This window comes from Nocardia sp. NPDC046473 (assembly GCF_040645995.1).
Taxonomy (GTDB): domain Bacteria; phylum Actinomycetota; class Actinomycetes; order Mycobacteriales; family Mycobacteriaceae; genus Nocardia.
On sequence record NZ_JBEYZJ010000005.1, the window covers coordinates 501,219 to 521,500 of the forward strand.

The 20,282-nt window shown below is 66.9% G+C and carries 16 protein-coding genes; 2 read left to right on the forward strand and 14 right to left on the reverse strand.

Features of this window, described 5'->3' with window-relative positions; genetic code table 11:
• Positions 1-14: 14 nt before the first annotated feature.
• From ABZ942_RS20305 to pruA, 12 genes are all read right to left on the reverse strand, one after another.
• On the reverse strand, positions 15-1,409 hold the full coding sequence (locus tag ABZ942_RS20305; protein ID WP_357384106.1) for an amidase: 1,395 nt from the start codon (positions 1,407-1,409) through the stop codon (positions 15-17).
• Positions 1,410-1,533: 124 nt separating this feature from the next.
• Complete coding sequence (locus tag ABZ942_RS20310; RefSeq protein WP_357384567.1) at positions 1,534-2,814, reverse strand: glucarate dehydratase family protein; 1,281 nt, start codon at positions 2,812-2,814, stop codon at positions 1,534-1,536.
• A complete protein-coding gene (locus ABZ942_RS20315; RefSeq protein WP_357384108.1) occupies positions 2,811-4,262 on the reverse strand; it encodes an aldehyde dehydrogenase (NADP(+)) in 1,452 nt (483 codons plus the stop codon). The genes ABZ942_RS20310 and ABZ942_RS20315 overlap by 4 nt, the downstream gene beginning before the upstream one ends.
• Before the next feature lie 15 nt (positions 4,263-4,277).
• Entirely contained in the window at positions 4,278-5,414 is a 1,137-nt protein-coding gene (locus ABZ942_RS20320) for a mandelate racemase/muconate lactonizing enzyme family protein (RefSeq protein WP_357384110.1), read from the reverse strand.
• Complete coding sequence (gene kdgD / locus ABZ942_RS20325) at positions 5,411-6,340, reverse strand: 5-dehydro-4-deoxyglucarate dehydratase (RefSeq protein WP_357384112.1); 930 nt, start codon at positions 6,338-6,340, stop codon at positions 5,411-5,413. Before kdgD ends, ABZ942_RS20320 begins: the two co-directional genes overlap by 4 nt.
• Before the next feature lie 10 nt (positions 6,341-6,350).
• Positions 6,351-7,316 carry a LysR family transcriptional regulator gene (locus tag ABZ942_RS20330; RefSeq protein ID WP_357384114.1) on the reverse strand — a complete coding sequence of 322 codons (966 nt, stop codon included), beginning with the start codon at positions 7,314-7,316 and terminating at the stop codon, positions 6,351-6,353.
• Positions 7,313-8,344: a beta-propeller fold lactonase family protein gene (locus ABZ942_RS20335; RefSeq protein ID WP_357384569.1), complete on the reverse strand. Its 1,032-nt coding sequence runs from the start codon at positions 8,342-8,344 to the stop codon at positions 7,313-7,315. The genes ABZ942_RS20330 and ABZ942_RS20335 overlap by 4 nt, the downstream gene beginning before the upstream one ends.
• 5 nt (positions 8,345-8,349) lie before the next feature.
• Complete coding sequence (locus tag ABZ942_RS20340; protein ID WP_357384116.1) at positions 8,350-9,750, reverse strand: sugar porter family MFS transporter; 1,401 nt, start codon at positions 9,748-9,750, stop codon at positions 8,350-8,352.
• A 139-nt stretch (positions 9,751-9,889) separates the two neighbouring features.
• On the reverse strand, positions 9,890-10,687 hold the full coding sequence (locus ABZ942_RS20345; RefSeq protein ID WP_357384118.1) for an NAD(P)-dependent oxidoreductase: 798 nt from the start codon (positions 10,685-10,687) through the stop codon (positions 9,890-9,892).
• 221 nt (positions 10,688-10,908) lie between these two features.
• Positions 10,909-12,345 carry an amino acid permease gene (locus tag ABZ942_RS20350; RefSeq protein ID WP_357384120.1) on the reverse strand — a complete coding sequence of 479 codons (1,437 nt, stop codon included), beginning with the start codon at positions 12,343-12,345 and terminating at the stop codon, positions 10,909-10,911.
• Positions 12,346-12,531: 186 nt separating this feature from the next.
• Entirely contained in the window at positions 12,532-13,500 is a 969-nt protein-coding gene (locus tag ABZ942_RS20355; protein ID WP_357384122.1) for a proline dehydrogenase family protein, read from the reverse strand.
• On the reverse strand, positions 13,500-15,137 hold the full coding sequence (pruA, locus tag ABZ942_RS20360; protein WP_357384124.1) for an L-glutamate gamma-semialdehyde dehydrogenase: 1,638 nt from the start codon (positions 15,135-15,137) through the stop codon (positions 13,500-13,502). The genes ABZ942_RS20355 and pruA overlap by 1 nt, the downstream gene beginning before the upstream one ends.
• A gap of 163 nt (positions 15,138-15,300) precedes the next feature.
• Between pruA and ABZ942_RS20365 the strand changes: the two genes are divergently transcribed.
• Complete coding sequence (locus ABZ942_RS20365) at positions 15,301-16,542, forward strand: helix-turn-helix domain-containing protein (protein WP_357384126.1); 1,242 nt, start codon at positions 15,301-15,303, stop codon at positions 16,540-16,542.
• A gap of 402 nt (positions 16,543-16,944) precedes the next feature.
• Here ABZ942_RS20365 and ABZ942_RS20370 read toward each other — a convergent pair whose 3' ends face one another.
• On the reverse strand, positions 16,945-17,532 hold the full coding sequence (locus ABZ942_RS20370) for a TetR/AcrR family transcriptional regulator (RefSeq protein ID WP_357384128.1): 588 nt from the start codon (positions 17,530-17,532) through the stop codon (positions 16,945-16,947).
• A gap of 316 nt (positions 17,533-17,848) precedes the next feature.
• Here ABZ942_RS20370 and ABZ942_RS20375 point away from each other — a divergent pair, with 316 nt between their 5' ends.
• Positions 17,849-19,690: an alkyl sulfatase dimerization domain-containing protein gene (locus ABZ942_RS20375; protein WP_357384571.1), complete on the forward strand. Its 1,842-nt coding sequence runs from the start codon at positions 17,849-17,851 to the stop codon at positions 19,688-19,690.
• A 74-nt stretch (positions 19,691-19,764) separates the two neighbouring features.
• Here the strand turns inward: ABZ942_RS20375 and ABZ942_RS20380 are convergent, their stop codons facing one another.
• Complete coding sequence (locus ABZ942_RS20380) at positions 19,765-20,007, reverse strand: hypothetical protein (RefSeq protein ID WP_357384130.1); 243 nt, start codon at positions 20,005-20,007, stop codon at positions 19,765-19,767.
• Positions 20,008-20,282 lie beyond the last annotated feature (275 nt).

Sequence of the window (20,282 nt, forward strand, 5' to 3'; positions counted from 1 at the left end):
CGTCGCGCCTGGTCTCAGACCACCGGTCGAGCGTGCGGTCGAGCCTGTTCCAGCTGCGCGGCCACCGTGAGGATGGTCGTTTCGCCGTTGCTCGGGCCGATCAGCTGAACCGCGAGCGGCAGGCCGTCCGCGCCGACGCCCGCGGGCAGTGACGCCGCCGGGTGGCCGGTCACGTTCCACAGCGTGGTGTAGGCCACCAGCGGAATGGACCGGAGCTGGGCGCGCACGGTGCTCACGCCGTCGAGCTCGCCGATGCGCGGCGGCCGGCCCGCGAGGGTGGGGGTGAGCAGCAGGTCGCAGTCGACGAAGATCCGATCGACCTTGTGCGCCAAGGCCTCACCCTGCCGGATGGCCCATTCGACGACCGGACGCCGCGCCCAGGCGCCCATCGTGATGGTCTGGCGGGTGCGGCGTTCGAGGCGTTCCGGATGCTCGACGTGGTCGGCTTCGTCGCGCACGCCGCCGAAGAACTGGGGGAAGAAGGCCTGCAGCGATTCCGGGTAGTTCGGGTCTATCTCGAACACCGAATGGCCGAGGTCGGCAAGCAGTTTCGCGGTGTCGTGCACCGCGCGCACGTGCTCCGGATCCGGCTTCGCCAGTGCGTTGGGCGATTTCGTGCTGTAGCCGATGCGCAGGCCGGGAGCGGATTGCCGCGCGGCCTGTTCGAACGACATCACCGGCTCTGGTGCGGTGAACCGGTCGTTGGGGGTGTTGCCGCGGATCACGTCGTACACGATCGCGGAGTCCAGTACGCCGCGGGTCAACGGTCCGGTGACCCCGAGCGACCACCAGAGTTGCTCGACCGGCGCGACCGGCACCCGCCCGCGCTGCGGTTTGAGGCCGAACAGTCCGCAGCAGGCCGACGGAATCCGGATCGAGCCGCCGCCGTCGCTGCCGATCGCGACCGGAACCAGGCCCGCCGCGACCGCCGCCGCCGAGCCACCGCTGGAACCGCCGGTCGTGTGGTTCCGATCCCAGGGATTGCGGGTCACGCCGTAGGTGCTCGACTCGGTGAACGGCCACTGTCCGAATTCCGGCATCGTGGTCTTGCCGACGATGACGGCGCCTGCGGCGCGCAACCGGCGCACGACCTCGGCGTCGGCCTCGGCCGGGGTCGAGTTGGCCCGGGTGCCGAAGGTGGTGACCAGACCGGCGACGTCGATCTCGTCCTTGATCGCGATCGGGATGCCGTGCAGCGGGCCGACGCCGCCTGCGGCACGCTCGCGGTCCCGTTCGATGGCCTCGGCCCTGGCCTGCTCGTGTAGCACCTGAGTGAACGCATTCAAATCCGCGGCCGCGTCTATGCCGGTCAAGGTGGCGGCGACCAACTCTTGCGAAGACAGGACTCCTTGCTCGAGCAACTCTCGCTGCTCGAGCACGCCCGCCGCTACGACGTCCTGGAGATCCATCTACCGCTCCTCTCGGCCACACAACGCTGCGTGACCAGCACGACTGAACCGTCGGGCCGAAGACCCGACAGTAGATAGCCGTATGACCATTTCGCAATCAATACGGATGCGGATCACAAGGAGTTCAGTATTTCGGCGAATTGGGTGGGCGATATTCGGGATCGGCCGCGCGCATGGCGGCGACGTCGTCGCGATTGCGGTACGCGGGCATGGACTGCCAGCGTTCGTGTAGCCGCGCCACCGCGTCCCGGTCGAGCTCGACGCCGAGGCCGGGGCTGTCGGTGACCTCGATGGCGCCGTCGGTGAAGGCGAACGGTGCGGTGATGACGTCCTCGGCCTGCCACGGGTAGTGGGTGTCGCAGGCGTAGTCGAGGTGCGCGACGGTGGCGGCGACCTGGGTCATCGCGGCGAGGCTGATGCCGAGATGGGTGTTGGAGTGCATCGAGATGCCCTTGCCGTAGGCGTGGCAGATCGCGGCGAGGTCGCGGGTGGCGTGCAGGCCGCCCCAGAAGTGGTGGTCGGACAGCACGACCTGGACTGCGTTCGCGTCGAAGGCGGGGCGGATCTCGTCGACGGCGGTGACGATCATGTTGGTGGCCAGGGGCATTCCGGTGCGGCGGTGCAGTTCGGCCATGTCGTCGACGCGGGCGGTGGGGTCTTCGAGGTATTCCACGATGCCGGTGAGTTGTTCGGCGACGGTTGTCGCGGTGGCCAGGGACCAGCCGCCGTTGGGGTCGAGGCGTAGTGGGTGTTCGGGGAACGCCTTGGCCAGTGCGGTGATGGCGGCTACCTCTTCCTCGGGTGGGAACACGCCGCCCTTCAGTTTGAAGGAGTGGAATCCACCGTGGGTGCTGAACTTTTCGGCCAGCCGGACGACGCCCTCCGGGTCGAGCGCCTCGCCCCATGCGTCGGTCGGAGCGTCCGGCGCGGGGTGTTCGGCCCACTTGTAGAACAGGTAGCCGGAGTAGTCGACGCGGTCACGTACCTTGCCGCCGAGCAAAGCGTGCACGGGCAGTTCGAGCGCGCGGCCGTACGCGTCGAGTGCCGCGGTCTCGAAGGCCGAGATCACGCTGAGGCGGACCTTGTCGGTGGTCAGCGTGCCGCGCAGGCCGCCAGCGACCGGGTTGTCGTCGAGTAGGCGAGTGTCGCCCGCGCCGAGCAAGCGGATCGCATTGACGGCGGACGCCGGCATGCCGATCAGCTGTTGCGCTAATTCCGTTGCGCGGGAGAGGTATTGGTGGTCGCCGTAGGTTTCGCCGAGGCCGACCGTGCCGCTGTCGGTTTCGATCTCCACGATCAGTCTCGGCGTGTACGGCTGGTGTACGCCACCGACATTGAGCAGTGGTGCGTCGGCGATGAGGATCGGGGTGAGGCGGACGTCAGTGATGACAGCAGACATGGTCAGTCACGCTTTCCGTCGATGCGGCGGGGGAGGCGCCACGGGTTGTCCTCGCGTAGGGCGGGCGGGAGCAGGCTGTCGGGGAAGCCCTGCCAGGCGACGGGGCGCAGGAACCGGTCGATCGCGGCGGCGCCGACCGAGGTCGTGGTGGGTGCGGTGGTGGCGGGGTATGGGCCGCCGTGTTGTTGGGCCCAGGTGACCGTGACGCCGGTCGGCCAGTCGTTCCAGATCAGCCGTCCTGCGAGCGCCGTGAGCGCGGGAAGTAGCGGGCGGACCTCCTCGATCTCGCTGTCCTCGGCGAAGACCGTGGCTGTCAGTCCGGGTTCGAGTGCTGCGAGAAGCGCTTGTAGCTCAGCGGAATTCGCGTATTCGACGATCAGTGCGGCGGGACCGAAGCATTCCTGGTGGAGCAGTTCGCCCCCGGCAAGGAAGTCGGTGGCGGACACCGTCAACAGCGTCGGTGCCAGCAGGTCGGCCTCGATATCAGGCAGGGAAAGCGCTGTGACTGAGCGATGTTCGCGCAGGCTCGTGACTCGGGTTCGGAAGCTGTCGGCGATGCGGTCATTGAGCAGCGGTTGCCCGGGGGTGTCACGCACGGCCGTGCGGAGTGCGTCGGTGAGACCATGGCCCGAAGGAAGCAGTAGCAGGCCGGGTTTGGTGCAGAACTGTCCGGCGCCGAGGGTGAACGAGCCCAGGAAGCCCGCCACGATCTGACGGCTGCGTGCGCGGACGGCATCCGGTAGGACCACGACCGGGTTGACGCTGCCGAGTTCGCCGTAGAACGGGATCGGCCGGGGACGTGCGGTCGCGATGTCGAACAGGGCCCGCCCGCCTGGCACCGACCCGGTGAAGGCCGCTGCGGCAATGACAGGGTGGCGCAGTGCGGTGGTGCCTGCGTCGATGCCGTGGATGACCTCGAAGATTCCGTCCGGTGCGCCCGTCTCGAGCAGAGCTTCGCGGACGATCGCTCCGGTGCGCGTGGACAACCGCGGATGCCCGGGGTGCGCCTTGAGCACGACCGGGCAGCCTGCGGCCAGCGCGGCGGCGGTGTCGCCGCCCGCGACGCTGAACGCGAACGGGAAGTTGCTCGCGGCGAACACCAATGTCGGACCGATCGGCACCACGCTGCGGCGGATATCCGGTCGCGGGCCCATCGGCCACTGCGGGTCGGCATGGTCGACGGTGGCGCGCAGGAACTCGCCATCGGCCAGCACCTCGGCGAACAGGCGCAGCTGAAAGGTGGTACGCGCCAATTCGCCACGCAGGCGCGGGTTTTCCGGAAGGTGTGTTTCCTCGGCGGCGAGCGGGACGAGCTCATCGGCCGCAGCATCGATCGCGTCCGCGGTATGTGACAGCCATCCCGCGCGGTCGGCCGGGGTGGAGTCGGCGAGCACGGTCGCGGATTCCGCTGCCGCGTCGATGATTCGGGATAAATCGTTCGGGTCGGTATCCATGATTCCTTCGAAAGGTCAGGCGCGGGCAGAGTATTCGGCGACGGTCCAGGCGCGGGCTCGGTCGCTGAGCGTGACGCCGAGGCCGGGACGCGCCGACAGGTGCATGCGTCCGTCGGCGATCTCCAGGCGTTCGTCGAATAGCGGATCGAACCATTCGAAATGCTCGACCCACGGCTCCCGCGCGTACGACGCGGCGAGGTGGACGTGCACCTCCATCACGAAATGCGGGGCCAGTTGCAGGTTTTCGCGGTCGGCCATGGCCAGCACCTGTAGGAACGGGGTGATACCGCCGATCCGCGGTGCGTCGGGCTGCACGATATCGGCCCCGCCCGCCCGGATGAGCTGGGCGTGCTCGGCCGCGCTGGTCAGCATCTCGCCGGTCGCGATCGGGGTGTCGAAGGCCGACGTGAGCCGGGCGTGGCCGTCGAAATCGTAGGCGTCCAAGGGTTCTTCGATCCACACCAACCCGAACGGCTCGAACGCCCGGCACATCCGGCGCGCGGTCGCCCGATCCCACTGCTGGTTGGCGTCGACCATCAACGGCACCCGGTCGCCGAGCTTTTCCCGCACCGCCGTGACCCGCGCCAGGTCGACGGCGCTGTCCGGATGTCCCACCTTGAGTTTGATGCCGCCGATCCCGCCCGCCAGCGCCTCCGTCGCCCGGTCGAGCACCTCCTCGATCGGCGCGTGCAGGAAGCCGCCGGAGGTGTTGTAGCAGCGGACCGAATCCCGGTGCGCACCAAGCAGTTTGGCCAACGGTAGCTCGGCACGTTTGGCCTTCAGGTCCCAGAGCGCGATATCGAAGGCCGCGATCGCCTGCACCGCGAGCCCGCTGCGGCCGACCGACGCACCCGCCCACATGAGTTTGTCCCAGATCTTGGCGATGTCACTGGGATCCTCGCCGAGCAGCACGGGGGAGAGCTCACGGGCGTGCGCGAATTGCGCAGGGCCACCTGCCCGTTTCGAGTAGCTGATGCCCAGGCCGACCAACCCGGAAGCGGCGGTGATCTCGGCGAACAGCATCGCCACCTCGGTCATCGGCTGCTGTCGACCGGTCAGGACTTTGGCGTCGCTGATACCGGTCGGCAGGGGAAGCGTGACCGAGGAGATGGTGACTTCGGTGATGGTGTCCAGCGTTGCCGCGCCGGTCATGCCGCGTCCGCTCCGGTGAGGGTCCGGATCAGCGTGCCGAGTTCGGCGCGTTCCTCGTCGGTGAGGTTGGTCAGCGGCGGCCGCACCGGACCGGCGGGACGGCCGATCGCGGTGAGCCCGGCCTTGATGATGGATACCGCGTAACCGGGCCGCCGGTCGCGGATGTCGAGGTAGGGGATCACGAATTCGCGCAGGTGCTTATAGACGGTGTCCCTGTCCCGCGCCCGCACCGCGCGGTAGAACGCCAGCGCGAATTCGGGCATGAAGTTGAAGATCGCGGAAGAGTAAGTGGTGACGCCCATTTCGGTGTACGGAAGGGCGAAGGTTTCCGCGGTCGGCAGCCCGCCGATGTAGGTGAGCCGGTCGCCGAGCCGCGCGTAGATCCGGGTCATCGTCTCGATATTGCCGACACCGTCTTTGAAGCCGACCAGGTTCGGGCACCGCTCGGCCATCCGCGCCAAGGTCACGTCGTTGCAGGTGGCGTTGGCGCGGCTGTAGAAGATGACGCCGAGTGAGGTGGCCGCGCAGATCGTGGCGACATGCTCGATCAGACCCTCCGGGCCTGCCTCGGTCAGATACGGCGGCAACAACAGAATGCCCTCGGCCCCAGCCACTTCCGCCGCTCGGGCCTGCTCGACGGCGGCCGCGGTGCCCGCGGTGGCGGGCGCGATCACGGGTACCCGGCCGCCGGTCTCGGAGACCGCCGCACGCACCACCTGATCGATCTCGGACGGTGTCAGCGAGAACCCCTCGCCGGTGCCGCCCGCGGCGAACAGCCCGGCGACGTCGTATTGCGCCAGCCAGGCGATGTGTTTGCGATACGCGGCCTCGTCGAACGCGAGGTCCGCGTCGAAATGCGTGACCGGGAACGACAGCAGCCCCTGGCCCAGCGCGGGCCCTAGTTCTTCAGCGGATAGATGCGACATTGCTTTCCTTTCAGTGAGCGGGTGGCAGCGAGTCGAGCAGCCGCACGACCCGGGGCAATGCCGGGTTCGCGCAGGTGCGCCGCCACACCGCGTACAGGACAACCGGATCGTCGACGCCGTTCAGCGGCCGGAACCGCACGCCGTCGGGATGGAGGTGACTGGCCGTCTCCGGCACCAGCGCCAGGCCACGGCCCGCGGCGACCAGCGCCAGCATGGTGTGCACCTGAGTCAGCTCGTGCGTCGACGTATAGGGCACGGCCGCAAGGATTCCCGCGACCAGATCGGCGAAATACCGGGCCGGACCGGGCGCGTACACCAGCAGCGTCTCGCCGCCGAGCTCCTCGACCGCGATCGGGCCGTCGGCGGCGAGCCGGTGCCCGTCGGGCAGTGCGAGCATGAGCCGTTCGGAATGCACCAGCTCACAGTCGAATTCGGTGCGATCGAACGGCGGCCGGGCCAGCGCCAGGTCCAGCTTGCCACTGCGCAGGTTCTCGAACTGATCCGAGCTCACCATCTCGCGCAGCACAACCTCGACACCGGGCAGGCCCTGCTCGATGTGATTGAGGAACCGGCCGAGGAAGCCGAACCCGGACGCCGCGGTGAAGCCGATCCGCACCGTGCCCGCGCCGCCCGCCGCGACCAGCCGCGCGGTGCCCGGCGCGCCCTCGGCGAGCGCGAGCAGCCTGCGCGCCTCGATCAGGAACACCTCGCCCGCCGGGGTCAGCTGCGCCTGCCGCTGGCTGCGGTCGAAAAGCTCGACCCCGATATCGCGCTCGAGCTTCTGGATCTGCCTGCTCAGTGGCGGCTGGGTCATTCGGAGCCGCTCCGCCGCGCGGCGGAAGCTGCCCTCGTCGGCGACCATGACGAACCCGCGCACCTGTTCCAGTGAGACCATGGCTGCCAGCCTGCCCGCCTCGGGACGATGATGCGGGTAATCCCGCAGCCACGGGCGGGCGTCGTCGACGTGGCGGGTCATGCGGCGGGCAGGTCGATGATCTCGACCCAGTTGGGATTGCGGCCGACCGGGACGCGCTGCAGTGGCGTGAGCGCACCGGTGTCGTGGTCGATGGCGTAGCTCGTGAGCGCGTTGGACTTCTGGCCCGCCGCCACCAGGAAGCGACCGTGCGGATCGATGGCGAAGCCGCGCGGCTGGGTCTCGGTGGCGGTGTGCCCGAGGAGCTCGAGTGCGCCGGGCACGCCGTCGACGCGGAATCCGACCAGGGTGTCCGAAGTCCGTTCGGACACATAGACATAGCGGCCGTCGGGCGTGACGTGCACGTCCGAGGTCCATGGACTACCGGAAAAGCCTGCCGGCAGTACGGATATCGAGGACATCGGCGTGAGCGTGCCGGTCGGCGGATCGAACAGGTAGCTGCTGAGTGTTCCGTCCAGCTCGTTCGTCGCGAAGGCGACACGGCCGCTCGGGTGGAAGACGATATGTCGTGGTCCCGCACCGAGTTCGGTCCCGACGGCCGCGGGGTGGTTGGGCAGCAGCCTGCCCGAGCTGGCGTCGAACCGGTACTGCATAATGTGGTCCCCGCCGAGAACCGCAACGAACACATGGCGATTCGACGGATCGGCGACGATCGAATGCGCGTGCGGCGCAGTGCGGATGACCTCGTCCGATTGCGCCGCTACCGTGCCGCTCGACGAGATCGGATTGATCGCGATCTTGTCGCCGCCGTAGGAGGCGCTGAACAGGAATCGCCCGGACCGGTCGGTGGCGAGGTAAGCCATGTTGTCCGGTAGTGGCGTGGTGGACAACAGCGTCGGCAGGCCTGTCGCCGGGTCGATGGCAAAAGCCGTGACCGAGAACGGTTCCGAGCGCAGTCCGGCGTAGAGAAACCGGCGGTCCGGGCTGATCGCCAACGGCATCACCGTCCCGTCCACCGGGACCGACCCCACCGGCGTGAGCACGCCGGTGGCATCGAGCCGCAGCACCGAGATCTCGCGGCTGTCGGCATTGGATACATAGACAACGCTGGACATCTCGGCCGTCTGCATCCGAATCACGCCTGCTCCGTGGCGCGCCCGCCGACCCTGGCCCGCAGATCGAGCTCGATCTGCTCCAGGCTGCGCCCGTTGGTCTCCGGCACGAACCGCTGCACCAGCACGAACAACACCACGCTGACACCGGCGAAGCACCAGGCCGACTTGGCCAGGCCGAGATGGTCGTTCATCACCGGGAACAGGAAGGTGATGGCGAACGTCGAACTCCACAGCACCACGCTGCCGACGCCCATACCGACGCCACGCACGCGCAGCGGGAAGACCTCCGCCATCATCACCCAGACCACCGCACCCCAGCCGAGTTCGTAACCGGCCAGATAGACGTTGAGCAGGATCAGTGTCGTCAGCCCGGTGACCGTGTGATTGTCCACGGTGAGCACGATGACGCCGAGCAGGAACAGCGACAACGCCATACAAACATTGCCGAGCAGCAACAGCGGTTTACGACCCCACCGGTCGACCACGAAGATCACCCATGCGGTGAACGCCACCTTCACCACGCCGAGCACGATGGCTGCCAGCAGCGAGGTCGAGTTGCCGAACCCGAGATCGGTGAACATCGTTGGCGCATATAGGTTTACCGCGTTCACGCCGGAGAACTGCTGGCCGACTGCCAGAATGAGCGCGACGACCAATGCGGGCCTGGCCCACGGCGCCCACAGGTCGCGCAGGCGGCCCTTCTGCTGCACGTCCAACTGGTTGACCGTGCGGATGCTGTTGAGCTCGGTGTCGATCTCATTCGATCGATGGGTGCCCGCCAGCACGGCCCGCGCCTCGTCCTCGCGGCCCGCCTTCACCAGCCAGCGCGGGGTCTCCGGCAGTACCGTCAGGCCGAGGAACAGCACCACGGCGGGAATCGCGGCGAGACCGAACATCAAGCGCCAGTTCCCCGATCCGGACAACGCCCAGTCGACGATGTAGGCGATGAGAATGCCGGACACGATCATCAATTGATTCAAAGTCGACAACGCGCCCCGCGCCCTGGTCGGCGCCAGCTCCGACAGATAGGTGGGCACTGTCGCGGAGGAACAACCGACCGCGATCCCGGTGACGAATCGGGCGATCACCAGCACGGTCACACTCGGTGCCGCCGCGCAGCCCAGCGCGCCGATGCCGAACACCACCGCGGCGATCATGATGGTGCGCCGCCTGCCGAGCCGATCGGTGATCCGGCCCGCGATGGCCGCGCCGATGATCGCGCCGGCGGCCAGGCAGCCGCCGATCACGCCCTTGGTCACCGAGGTCAGCTCCCAGGCGTCCTTGATGAACAACAGCACCCCGGAGATGACACCGAGGTCGTAGCCGAACAGGATGCCGCCGAGCGCGCCGAAAAAATAGAGGAAATGTACATTGGTGCCGAGGGCCGATTTCCGGGCCTGCACGGTGGATTTATCTGGCATTGTGCTGCGCTTCTTTCGCGGTCGAGCAAGTGCCCTCAGCGTCACACGCTGAGCGGGCGGTATTGCGGGAAAACGTGATGCGAACTCGGTATCGCGCTATGCGTTTCGAGTACCGGTGCTATGGAAGAGCGCTCTGCTGTCAGAGCGGATTCGGTGTGCCGAGCGGAGTATCGAGAAATGCGCCGCCGATGAATGTCGGCGCCGCTCCGGCCGGGATCTCTTTTGCGAATTTCTCGGCATCGTCGAGGCTGCGGTAGCCGAGCTCCTCGGCCTCCTGCAGCGAAACGACCCCGCGGGTATTCTTCGATACGCCCCAAATGACCCGGAAGCCAGGACGTTCCGCGCTCAGGCACGCCTCGAACAACCGCGCGCCGTCGTCGGGTGACAGCCACATCGACAGTCCGCGAACATCATTCGGCCGGTCGAAGCACGACCCGATCCGGACGCAGATCACGTCCATGCCGAACCTGGAGTGATAGAGACTGCCCAGCGATTCGATCGCCGCCTTGCTGAACCCGTAGTAGGTATCCGGTCGCGAAGGTGCTTCTCCCGCAATGCCATCCGGCCCGGCCTCGCCGATCATCCGGTATCCCACCGCGTGATTGCTCGACGCCAGCACGATCCGCTCGATACCGGCCTGCCGCGCGGCCTCCAGAACGGTATGTGTCCCATCGACATTCACCGCGAGCACGCGCGCCCAGCTGTCCTCGCGACTGATCCCGCCGAGATGGATGATCGCGTCGACATCGTGGCAGGCCGCGGCGATGGTGTCGGCGTCGGTGAGCGACCCGGTGACGATCTCGACCCGCTCATCCGTTGCGGGAGCGGGGAGTTCGGTCAGATCGAGCAAGCGCAAGATGCGATCGGGGCGACGTAGTCGCGGCCGCATCAGGGTGCCGATGCCGCCGCCCGCGCCGGTGATCAGAATTCGAGCCATCAATCCTCCTGTGTCCAGCGGCGAGTGTGGGGTGGATCACTCTCCGTGTGACGTGTCAGAAGGCTAAGGCGCTGGACTGATGCCTGTCCAACACCCTTTCGATATCGACTGATGCCAGCCGAGTATCACTTTCTGCTCCGAAACAAGGCTGGGTGGGTCGGCCATCTGGCCAACCCACCCAACCGGCCCGAGGGACTGGCGTCAGTGCCCCTCGGAATTCCTCAGCCGACCTCGGCGGTATCCACCGAACCCGTGCGCTCCAACTTGGAATGCGTGCGCGAGTAGGTGAAGTACACGACCAGCCCGACGACCAGCCAGACCAGGAACCGCACCCAGGTCTGCCACGGCAGCGACCAGATCAGGTACAGCGAGAAGCCGATGCCGATCAGCGGAACCACCGGCATGAACGGCAGTTTGAACTCGCGCGGCTCGTCGGGCCTGGTGCGCCGCAACACGATCACGGCCACCGACACGACGATGAAGGCCATCAGGATGCCGATATTGGTGAGCTCGGCGACCACGGTGATATCCAGCAGGCCGGCCATCACCGCCGCACCGATGCCGACGATCCAGGTAACCCTGGTCGGCACCTTGCGCACCGGGTGGGTTTTGGCGAACCACTCCGGCAGCAGCCCGTCGCGGCTCATCGCGTACCAGACGCGCGTCACGCCGAGCATGAATGTGAGCACCACGGTGACGATGCCGACGATCGCGCCGATCGCGATGATGTTCGCGATGCCCGGCATGCCAACGGATTCGAACGCGGTGGAGAAGCCGCTAGTCGGGCTGATCTCGGTGTACTTCTGCATACCGGTCAGTACCAGCGTCGCCAGCACGTACAGCACCATCGCGATGGCCAGCGAGTAGAGGATGGCCTTCGGCAGATGCTTCTTGCCGTCGGTCGATTCCTCGGCGGCCGTGCTCATCGCGTCGTAGCCGAACACCGCGAAGAACACGGTGGCCGCGCCGGTCCACACCGCGCCCTGGCCGAACGGGAAGTACGGGGTGTAGTTCGCGCTGTCGATGTGGAACACACCGAGCACCACGATCAGCACCACCAGGGCCACCTTGATACCCACCGCGACGGTCTCGAACCGGCCGACGCTCTTGATGCCACGCGAGAGCAGCCACGCCGTGCCGAGACAGAACAGCATCGCGAAAACGTCCACCACGTGGCCGTTTCCGGTGCCGTGCGCGCCCATCATCCAGTCCGGCAGCGTGATATCCACCTGACCGAGCAGGAAGCGGAAGTAGCCGGACACGCCGATCGCGACCACCGCCGCGACCGCGATGTACTCCAGCAGCAGATCCCAGCCGATGAACCAGCCCGCGATCTCACCGAGCGAGACGTACCCGTAGGTGTAAGCCGAACCGGCCTTCGGCACCATCCCGGCGAACTCGGCGTAGCAGAGCGCCGCCGCCGCGCTGGCGACGCCGGCGATCAGGAACGAGATCAGCACCGAGGGACCGGTGACGGAGTGCGCGACCGCGCCGGCGAGCGTGAAGATGCCCGCGCCGATGATGCCACCGACGCCGATCGCCGTGAGCTGCCACAGGCCGAGCGACCGTGCCAGCTGTTCATCGGCAGGGCTTTCGTCATCGACCTGCCCCATGGGTTTGCGGCGCAGCATTTGGCCGCGCAACTCCGCGATGGACATGTTGTTCCTTTCGTCCTCCGCGCCACGCGACAATGCGTAACGCAGATCACACTTCGAGCTGTGGTTACTAAATACGACCACAGCGCGACTGTGATCGGCGAGTTGGCCAAATATTGTTCAGTGTCGTTGGCCAACCGGAACTGGGCGGCCGGTCGCAAGTGCACTATGCGACGCGACCGCTGTCCGTCACCGCTGGTTACCGGGCTTCAGCGAGCGCAGGAAGAACGCGACATTGGCCGGACGCTCGGCCAGCCTGCGCATGAAGTAGCCGTACCACTGGTCGCCGTAGGGGACGTAGACCCGCAGATGGTTCCGCTCCTCGACCAGCCTGCGCTGCTCGGCGTCGCGGATGCCGTACAGCATCTGGAACTCGAAGTCGTCGGGCTTGCGGTGCGTCGTCTCGACACACCGCTGTGCGGCGTCGATGAGCGCCGGATCGTGCGTCGCGACCATCGGGTAGCCGTCGCCGAGCATCAGGACGCGCAGGCAGCGCAGATACGACGAATCGACCTCGGTGCGACTCTGGAACGCGACCGAGGCCGGTTCCTTGTAGGCGCCCTTGCACAACCGGATGCGTGACCCGTAGCCCGACATGTCCCGGCAGTCGCCCTCGGTGCGCCGCAGGTACGCCTGCAATACGGTGCCGAGGCTCGGGAAGTCGCGGCGTAGTTCGCGCACGATGCCCAGGGTGGAATCGGTGGTCGTGTGGTCCTCGGCGTCGATGTTCACCCATACGCCCGCCTCCGCGGCCGCCGCGCAGATCCGGTGCGCGTGCTCGAGCGCGATCGCGTGCCCGCCCTGCGGCAGCGACTGGCCGAGCGCCGACAGCTTGAGCGAAACCTCCAGCGGCCGAACCGATTCCGTCTCAGCCCTGATATCGAGATCGGCCAGAGCGGACAGCATGTGCAGGTAGTGCGTGACGGTGGTGCGGGCCTGCTCGAGCTCGGTGGTGTCCTCGCCGAGGTAGTCGATGGTGACGTACCGGCCGGAGCCGAGCAGCGCCTCGACCGCTGCCACCGCCTGGTCCGCGGAGTCACCGGCGACGAACCGGTCGACCAGTTTCTGGGTCGTCGGCATCTTGGTGATGGTGCGTTCCATGCGCGGCGAGCGAGACGCGGCCAGCATGGCGGGGCGCAGCAGCGCGGAGAAGGCCATCAGAGCTCCTGGTGCGGGTAGCGGTGATCGGTCGCCGGGACGAACGTTTCCTTGATGGTGCGAGCAGAGGTCCAGCGCAGCAGGTTCTGTGGCGAGCCTGCCTTGTCGTTGGTGCCGGAGGCGCGCGACCCGCCGAACGGCTGCTGGCCGACGACCGCGCCGGTGGGCTTGTCGTTGATGTAGAAGTTGCCCGCGGCGAAGCGCAGGCCCTCGGTCGCCTTGGCGATCGCGGTGCGATCGTCGGCGATGATCGCACCGGTCAGCGCGTAGGGCGAGCCCTTGTCGACCAGGTCGAGGGTCTGCTCGAAGGAGCCGCGGACCGAATCGTCGTAGACGTGCACGGACAGGATCGGGCCGAAGTACTCGGTGCTGAACGCCTCGTCGGTCGGATCCTCGCCGAGCAGCACGGTCGGGTCGACGAAGTAGCCGACCGAGTCGTCGGCGTGCCCGCCCGCGGCGATCGACAGGCTCGGCGTGGCCTTCGCGCGGGCGATGGCTTCGGCATTCTTGTCGAAGGCGCGCTTGTCGATCAGCGCGCCGCCGTAGTTGCTGAAGTCGGTGACGTCGCCGTAGGTCAGCGTGGCGACCTTGTCGACGAACTCGCGACCCATCTTGGCCCACACCGACTTCGGGATGAACGCGCGCGAGGCGGCCGAGCACTTCTGGCCCTGGTAGTCGAACGCGCCACGGATCAGCGCGGTGGTCAGCACCTCGGGATCGGCGGAGCTGTGCGCGACGACGAAGTCCTTGCCGCCGGTCTCGCCGACCAGACGCGGGTAGGAGTTGTAGTCGGTGATGTTCGCCGCGACCGAGCGCCACAGGTGCTGGAACGTCGCGGTCGAACCGGTGAAGTGGATGCCCGCCAGGCGGGGGTCCGCGAGCGCGACGTCGGAGACCTTGGGACCCGCGCCGTTCACCAGGTTGATGACACCGGGCGGCAGACCGGCCGCTTCGAGGAGCTTCATCGTCCAGTACGCCGCGACCGACTGGGTCATCGCGGGCTTCCAGACGACGGTGTTGCCCATCAGCGCGGGCGCGGTGGGCAGGTTGCCCGCGATGGCGGTGAAATTGAACGGGGTGATCGCGTAGACGAAGCCGTCCAGCGGACGGTACTCGACCTTGTTCCACACGCCGGGGGAGGAGATCGGCTGGTCGGCCAGGATCTGCCGCGCGAAATGCACGTTGAAGCGCCAGAAGTCGACCAGCTCGCACGGGCTGTCGATCTCGGCCTGGTACGCGGTCTTCGACTGGCCGAGCATGGTTGCGGCGGCGATGGTTTCGCGCCACGGGCCGGCCAGCAGGTCGGCGGCGCGCAGGAACACCGCGGCCCGGTCCTCGAACGACAGCGCACGCCACGCGGGTGCCGCGTCGGTGGCCGCGGTGATCGCGTCCTGCACGTCGCTGGGCTTCGCCGTGGTGAGCGTGCCGAGCACGGCGGCATGCCGGTGCGGCTGCACGACCTTGATCGTCTTGCCCGAACTGCGCCGGTGCTCGCCCGCGATAACGTGGTGCACCTCGGTCGGGGTCGCGCCGAGCTCGGCCAGTTTCGCCTGCAACCGTGTACGTTCCGCACTACCGGGGGCGAACGTGCCGACCGGCTCGTTGGCCGGCCGCGGTGTGGACACGATGGCGTCCATGGTTCCTCCTGCTGGATGGGGCAATGCGGCCTCGCGCATACGCGGCTCGCAAGCGCTCTGTACTGAGGTCAGCCGAAGTCAACACCGGAAAAGTGCGCGGGAAATGGGCTAAAAGGACAAAGATGGGATGAGTGTGTTGTCGAGTTGGCCGAAAGGCGTAGTCGTGGCTGTTGATAGTGGGCTTGTTGCCGCGGACATCGACCTGTTCGGTTTGGCGCAGATCGTTGCGCAGAACGCGGGTGGCATGGTGTCGATCGAGGATCCGCAGTCGCATGTGCTGGCCTATTCCGCCTCGGACGAGGCGGCGGACCAGATGCGGGTGATGTCGATCCTGGGGCGGGAGGGGCCGCGCGAGTACCTGGCGGTGCTGCGCAAGTGGGGCGTGTTCGACCGGTTGCGGCGGACCGACGAGGTCATCGATGTGCCGGAGGCCGAGGAGCTGAACATCAAGCGCAGGCTCGCGGTGAGCGTCCGGCATCCCGCCGACGGCGCCGCGCGGGCGCCGCGGGTGCTCGGCACGATCTGGTTGCAGCAGGGGGATCAGCCGTTCAAGCCGGATGCCGCCGAGATCCTGCGCGGGGCCTCGGCCATTGCGGCTCGGCTCATTTCGCGCAGTCTCGATGCGCCGTCCACCGAGGCGTTGCTGGTGCAGCGACTGTTCGGTGAGGGCGGTTCGGTGGATGTGGCGTCGGTGGCCAATGCGTTGAACCTGCCGTTGACGGGTCCGGCCGCGGTGGTCGGGTTCGCGCTCACCGCCACCGAAACCGCGCCTGCCACCGAACCTGCCGCGCTGGGCAACATGCTTCGCTTGCGGGCCAGCTCATTTCGTAACGACTCGGTGACGGCGACGCTCGGTGATCGCGTTTATGTCCTGCTGCCCAGTTATAAGGCCGCGCATGCTGTTACCGCGTGGACGCGCCAGCTGGTCGAGCAGCTCGAATCCAAACGCGCGCTGGCCCTTCGAGCGGCCATCGCCTGTCCCGTGCCCGACCTGAGCACTGTCGCCGACGCGCGGCGCGAGGTCGATCGAGTGCTCGACAGCACCGTCGCCACCTACCCACGAGGGCGCGTCACCACTCTCGCCGACTCCCGCACCGCCGTGCTGCTCGGTGAGATTCTCGACCTCGTCGGTGCTCGACCCGAGTTGCACGACCCTCGGCTGCGCGCACTCGCCGACTACGATCGCAAGCATTCCGCGAACTTGCGCGAGAGCGTCGACATCTACCTGCGCGAGCACGGCGACGTCCGCAACGCCGCCACCGCCCTGCAGATCCACCCGAACACGTTGCGCTACCGCATTCGTCGGGTCGAAGAGATCCTCCGCATAGACCTCACCGACCCCGCCGATCGACTGCTACTGGAAATCCAACTCGCCCTGCACCGGCGCGCGCACGGCCGCGGCTGACCCGTGCTGCTGCCGTGTCCGCTAGCACTTCCCCGTGGCAGCGTCCCGAATCCCGGCGATCGTTGATTGCCGGTCTACCTCGCTCAGTGCCGGCCATTGTGCTGACTGCGGCAGCATCGAAATCGTCTCCTCCGCAGTCTTATTCGCCGAGTCCTGACTGACTTCCTTCAACTTGCTGAGCACCGGCAGATAGTTCTGGCACGACTTACCGCGCACCTCCGCATTCAACGGAGGACTACTCGGCTTTGCGTCCGAACCCCCCGACGAACTACATCCGGAAAGCACTAATGCCACCCCAATAGCCAGCAACCCAACGATTTTCATGCCCGTTCTCCTCATCAGAATGGCAAGACCCTACCCGCCCCGATCATCGCCGTCCACGCAACTGATCGGCGCTGTTGTTCAGGGCTGATGCGGGTGGGTGAGGAGGGCTTGGACGGCTTGGCGGATGGTCTTGGAGGCGGCTTGGGCGGACAGGCCTCGGCGGTCTATCAGGTGGTGGCGGAGGGGCCAGGCGAGGGTGGCTTCGAGGAGGTGTAGGCGGGGGTCGCGGTGTGGGAGTTCGGGGGCGAAGGTTTGCGCCAGGGCATCGCGGATGCGGTTGTCTGTCAGTCGCATTCGTTGATCGATGGCTGGGATGCGTTGGGATTCCAGTAGGCCGAGGATGCGGGGGTTGCGTTGGAGGGCGAAGATCGCCGCACCCTGGCGGACCGCCGCGTCGATGCGCTCGGCGAGGGGGAGGGTTGGGTCGGGGGGTTCGATGAGGGCTTCGACGTCGGCGGATTGTTGGTCCACGGCGGCGATGCGGAGGTCGTCGCGGCCGGGGAAGTGCACGAAGATGCTGCGTTCGGAGACGCCGGCGCGGGTGGCGATGGCTTTGGTGGTTGGGTCTGTTTCGCCGTCGATGACCAGTGTCAGGAGGGCGTCGACGATGGCGCGACGGGTTTGTTCGGGGTTGCGTCGCCGCCGGGGTCGGGTCGCCTCACTCATAGGGTCCATCCCATCACATGATCCCACTATTGCAGCCTTACTGCAATAGTGGGTAGGGTCGGTCGTCCCCGGTGGCGGTCGGTCTGTCGTGGGAGTCTGAGATGGGAGCGCGAACGTGGTCGGTGAGCAGGAGAAAGGCTCGGTAGCGCGGGTTTCTCGGCGTGGTGTGTTCGGTGTCGGGGCGGCCGCGTTGGCGGTGGCGGGGACCGGGGCGGGGTTGAGTGGGTGCGGTGATTCGGTGGAGTTGAATCCGTCAGCGACGCCGGTCGAGCCGAGTGGGCATATCGCCGAGGCGAACAAGGCGATCGCGGGGGCGATGCCGTTCTCCGATGTCACCGATTTCGCCGATGCTGATCGCGGGTGGATTGCCTCGCTCGAACCGGGAGTCGTCCAGGATGCCACGGGGAAAGTGGTGTGGGACAACGACTCCTACGGATTTCTGCGGGAACCCTGTCCGCTGTCGGTGAATCCGAGTCTGTGGCGGCAGTCGCAGCTGACCGCCAAGCAGGGGCTGTACGAGATCGCGCCGGGTTTCTATCAGGTCCGTGGGTTGGATCTGTCGAATATGACGCTGGTCGAAGGTGATACGGGTGTTGTCGTCATCGATCCGTTGGTGTCGACGGAAACGGCGGCCGCGGGGCTGGCGCTGTATCGGAAGCATCGTGGCGATCGGCCGGTGACCGGGCTGATCTACAGCCATGCTCATGTCGACCATTTCGGTGGCACCCTTGGGATTACGACGAAGGAAGACGTGGCGGCAGGGCGCTGCCCGGTGCTGGCGCCGTCCGGATTCCTGGAACATGCTGTGTCGGAGAACATTTACGCGGGGACAGCGATGGCGCGGCGCGCGGCGTACATGTACGGAGCCGCGCTGCCTCGCGGGCCGAAGGGACAGATCGGGGCGGGGCTGGGGCAGACCACCTCGGTCGGCACGATCACCCTGCTCGAGCCGACGCGCGACATCATCCGGACGGGACAGGAAGAGACGATCGATGGCGTGCGGATGGTGTTCCAGCTGACACCGGGCACCGAGGCGCCGTCGGAGATGAACTTCTATTTCCCGGATCGCCGGATCCTGTGCATGGCCGAGAACGCCACGCACACCATGCACAACCTGCTCACGTTGCGCGGTGCGCTGGTGCGCGACCCGCACGTGTGGTCCAGGTATCTGACCGAGTCGATCAACCTGTACGCCCGGAACGCGGATCTGGTGTTCTCCTCACATCATTGGCCGATCTGGGGCACCGACAAGGTCGTCGAATTCCTGTCCGTGCAGCGAGACATGTACGCCTACTTGAACGATCAGACGCTGCGTCTGCTCAACCAGGGTTACGTCGGCAGCGAGATCGCCGAGATGCTCCAGCTGCCGCCTGCGATCACGAAATCGTGGTCCACGCACGGCTACTACGGCTCGGTAAGCCACAACGTCAAAGCCATCTACCAGCGCTACATGGGTTGGTTCGACGGCAATCCCGCGCATCTGTGGGAGCATCCGCCGGTCGAGTCCGCCAAGCGGCATGTCGAGGCGATGGGGGGCGCCGGCGATGTGTTGAACAAGGCGCAGAAAGCCTATGACGCAGGCGATTACCGCTGGGCCGCCCAGCTGGCGAACTACGTGATCTTCGCCGATCCACAGAACAAGACCGCGAAACGCTTGCAGGCCAGCATCTTCGAGCAGCTCGCCTACGGCTCCGAGAACGCCACGTGGCGCAACTTCTACCTGAGCGGTGCCACAGAACTCCGCAACGGCCCCTTCGGCACGCCGACCTCGGGCTCGTCGGCCGGTCTGCTCGCCGCGCTCACCGTCGACCAGGCATTCGACGCGATGTCCCTGCGCATCAACGGCCCTCAGGCGTGGGATACCACCATCACCTCGGACTGGCGCTTCCGCGACGACAACGACCGCCTGCACCGCGCCGAACTCCGCAACGGCGTGCTCATCCACTACGACCGCAGTCCGAACGACGGCCTGCCCGCCGCTGACGCGACGATCACGCTCACCCGCGGCGCGCTGGCGCGAACTCTGTTGGCCGGTCAAGACTTTCAAGCGGCCGTACGGAAGGGCGACATCTCGATCGAGGGCGACATCATGGCGCTGAAGAAACTCAAGGATCTGTTCGACAAGCCGGACCCGAACTTCGCCATCGTCACGCCGTGACAGGTTTGTTCCCCAATCGACTGGGGAGCGCCGGGCGCCGTCCATCGTGCCATGCTTCAAACGGTGTTCGGAATTCAGGAAGAGCTCGGAAAGTGGTGGCTGGCGGCCCGAACCATGCGCAGATCCGGCCCGATCACCGGATCGTTGGTAGTGGTGGCCGGGCTGCTGATTTCGGGGTCGGCGGCGCAGACCACGGCGCACCCGAACACGACGGGGGACTCGTCGGCACTGTCGATCAGCCTGCCCGATCCGACGAGCGACCAATCGACAGACCTTGTTCCGGCGGTTCCGAGTACGACCGACGCTGCAGCTCCCATAGATCCCGGTTCGAGCACGCCAGGGGAGGACACGACCCCCGTCGACCCGCCGATCGCGCCACTGGACCCCGTGCCGCCGCCGACAGACTCGCAGGATCCCGCGCCGATAACAGAGCCGTTGGACACCTCGCCTGCTCCGGATCCGCCGATCACAACAGATCCGCCGGTCACGTCTGACCCGCCCCTGACGACCGACCCGCCGATTACAACAGATCCGCCCATCACGACAGATCCGCCGATCACAACCACGACGGACCTGCCGACGCCCACGTATA

What these genes read in the sequence shown, in the direction of transcription:
- ABZ942_RS20305 (WP_357384106.1), bottom strand. Translation starts at nt 1,409, where the DNA reads ATGGATCTCCAGGACGTCGTAGCGGCGGGCGTGCTCGAGCAGCGAGAG.
- ABZ942_RS20315 (WP_357384108.1), bottom strand. Translation starts at nt 4,262, where the DNA reads ATGGATACCGACCCGAACGATTTATCCCGAATCATCGACGCGGCAGCG.
- ABZ942_RS20320 (WP_357384110.1), bottom strand. Translation starts at nt 5,414, where the DNA reads ATGACCGGCGCGGCAACGCTGGACACCATCACCGAAGTCACCATCTCC.
- kdgD (WP_357384112.1), bottom strand. Translation starts at nt 6,340, where the DNA reads ATGTCGCATCTATCCGCTGAAGAACTAGGGCCCGCGCTGGGCCAGGGG.
- ABZ942_RS20330 (WP_357384114.1), bottom strand. Translation starts at nt 7,316, where the DNA reads ATGACCCGCCACGTCGACGACGCCCGCCCGTGGCTGCGGGATTACCCG.
- ABZ942_RS20335 (WP_357384569.1), bottom strand. Translation starts at nt 8,344, where the DNA reads ATGCAGACGGCCGAGATGTCCAGCGTTGTCTATGTATCCAATGCCGAC.
- ABZ942_RS20340 (WP_357384116.1), bottom strand. Translation starts at nt 9,750, where the DNA reads ATGCCAGATAAATCCACCGTGCAGGCCCGGAAATCGGCCCTCGGCACC.
- ABZ942_RS20345 (WP_357384118.1), bottom strand. Translation starts at nt 10,687, where the DNA reads ATGGCTCGAATTCTGATCACCGGCGCGGGCGGCGGCATCGGCACCCTG.
- ABZ942_RS20350 (WP_357384120.1), bottom strand. Translation starts at nt 12,345, where the DNA reads ATGTCCATCGCGGAGTTGCGCGGCCAAATGCTGCGCCGCAAACCCATG.
- ABZ942_RS20355 (WP_357384122.1), bottom strand. Translation starts at nt 13,500, where the DNA reads ATGGCCTTCTCCGCGCTGCTGCGCCCCGCCATGCTGGCCGCGTCTCGC.
- pruA (WP_357384124.1), bottom strand. Translation starts at nt 15,137, where the DNA reads ATGGACGCCATCGTGTCCACACCGCGGCCGGCCAACGAGCCGGTCGGC.
- ABZ942_RS20370 (WP_357384128.1), bottom strand. Translation starts at nt 17,532, where the DNA reads ATGAGTGAGGCGACCCGACCCCGGCGGCGACGCAACCCCGAACAAACC.
- ABZ942_RS20375 (WP_357384571.1), top strand. Translation starts at nt 17,849, where the DNA reads ATGCCGTTCTCCGATGTCACCGATTTCGCCGATGCTGATCGCGGGTGG.
- ABZ942_RS20380 (WP_357384130.1), bottom strand. Translation starts at nt 20,007, where the DNA reads ATGGGAGCTGCAGCGTCGGTCGTACTCGGAACCGCCGGAACAAGGTCT.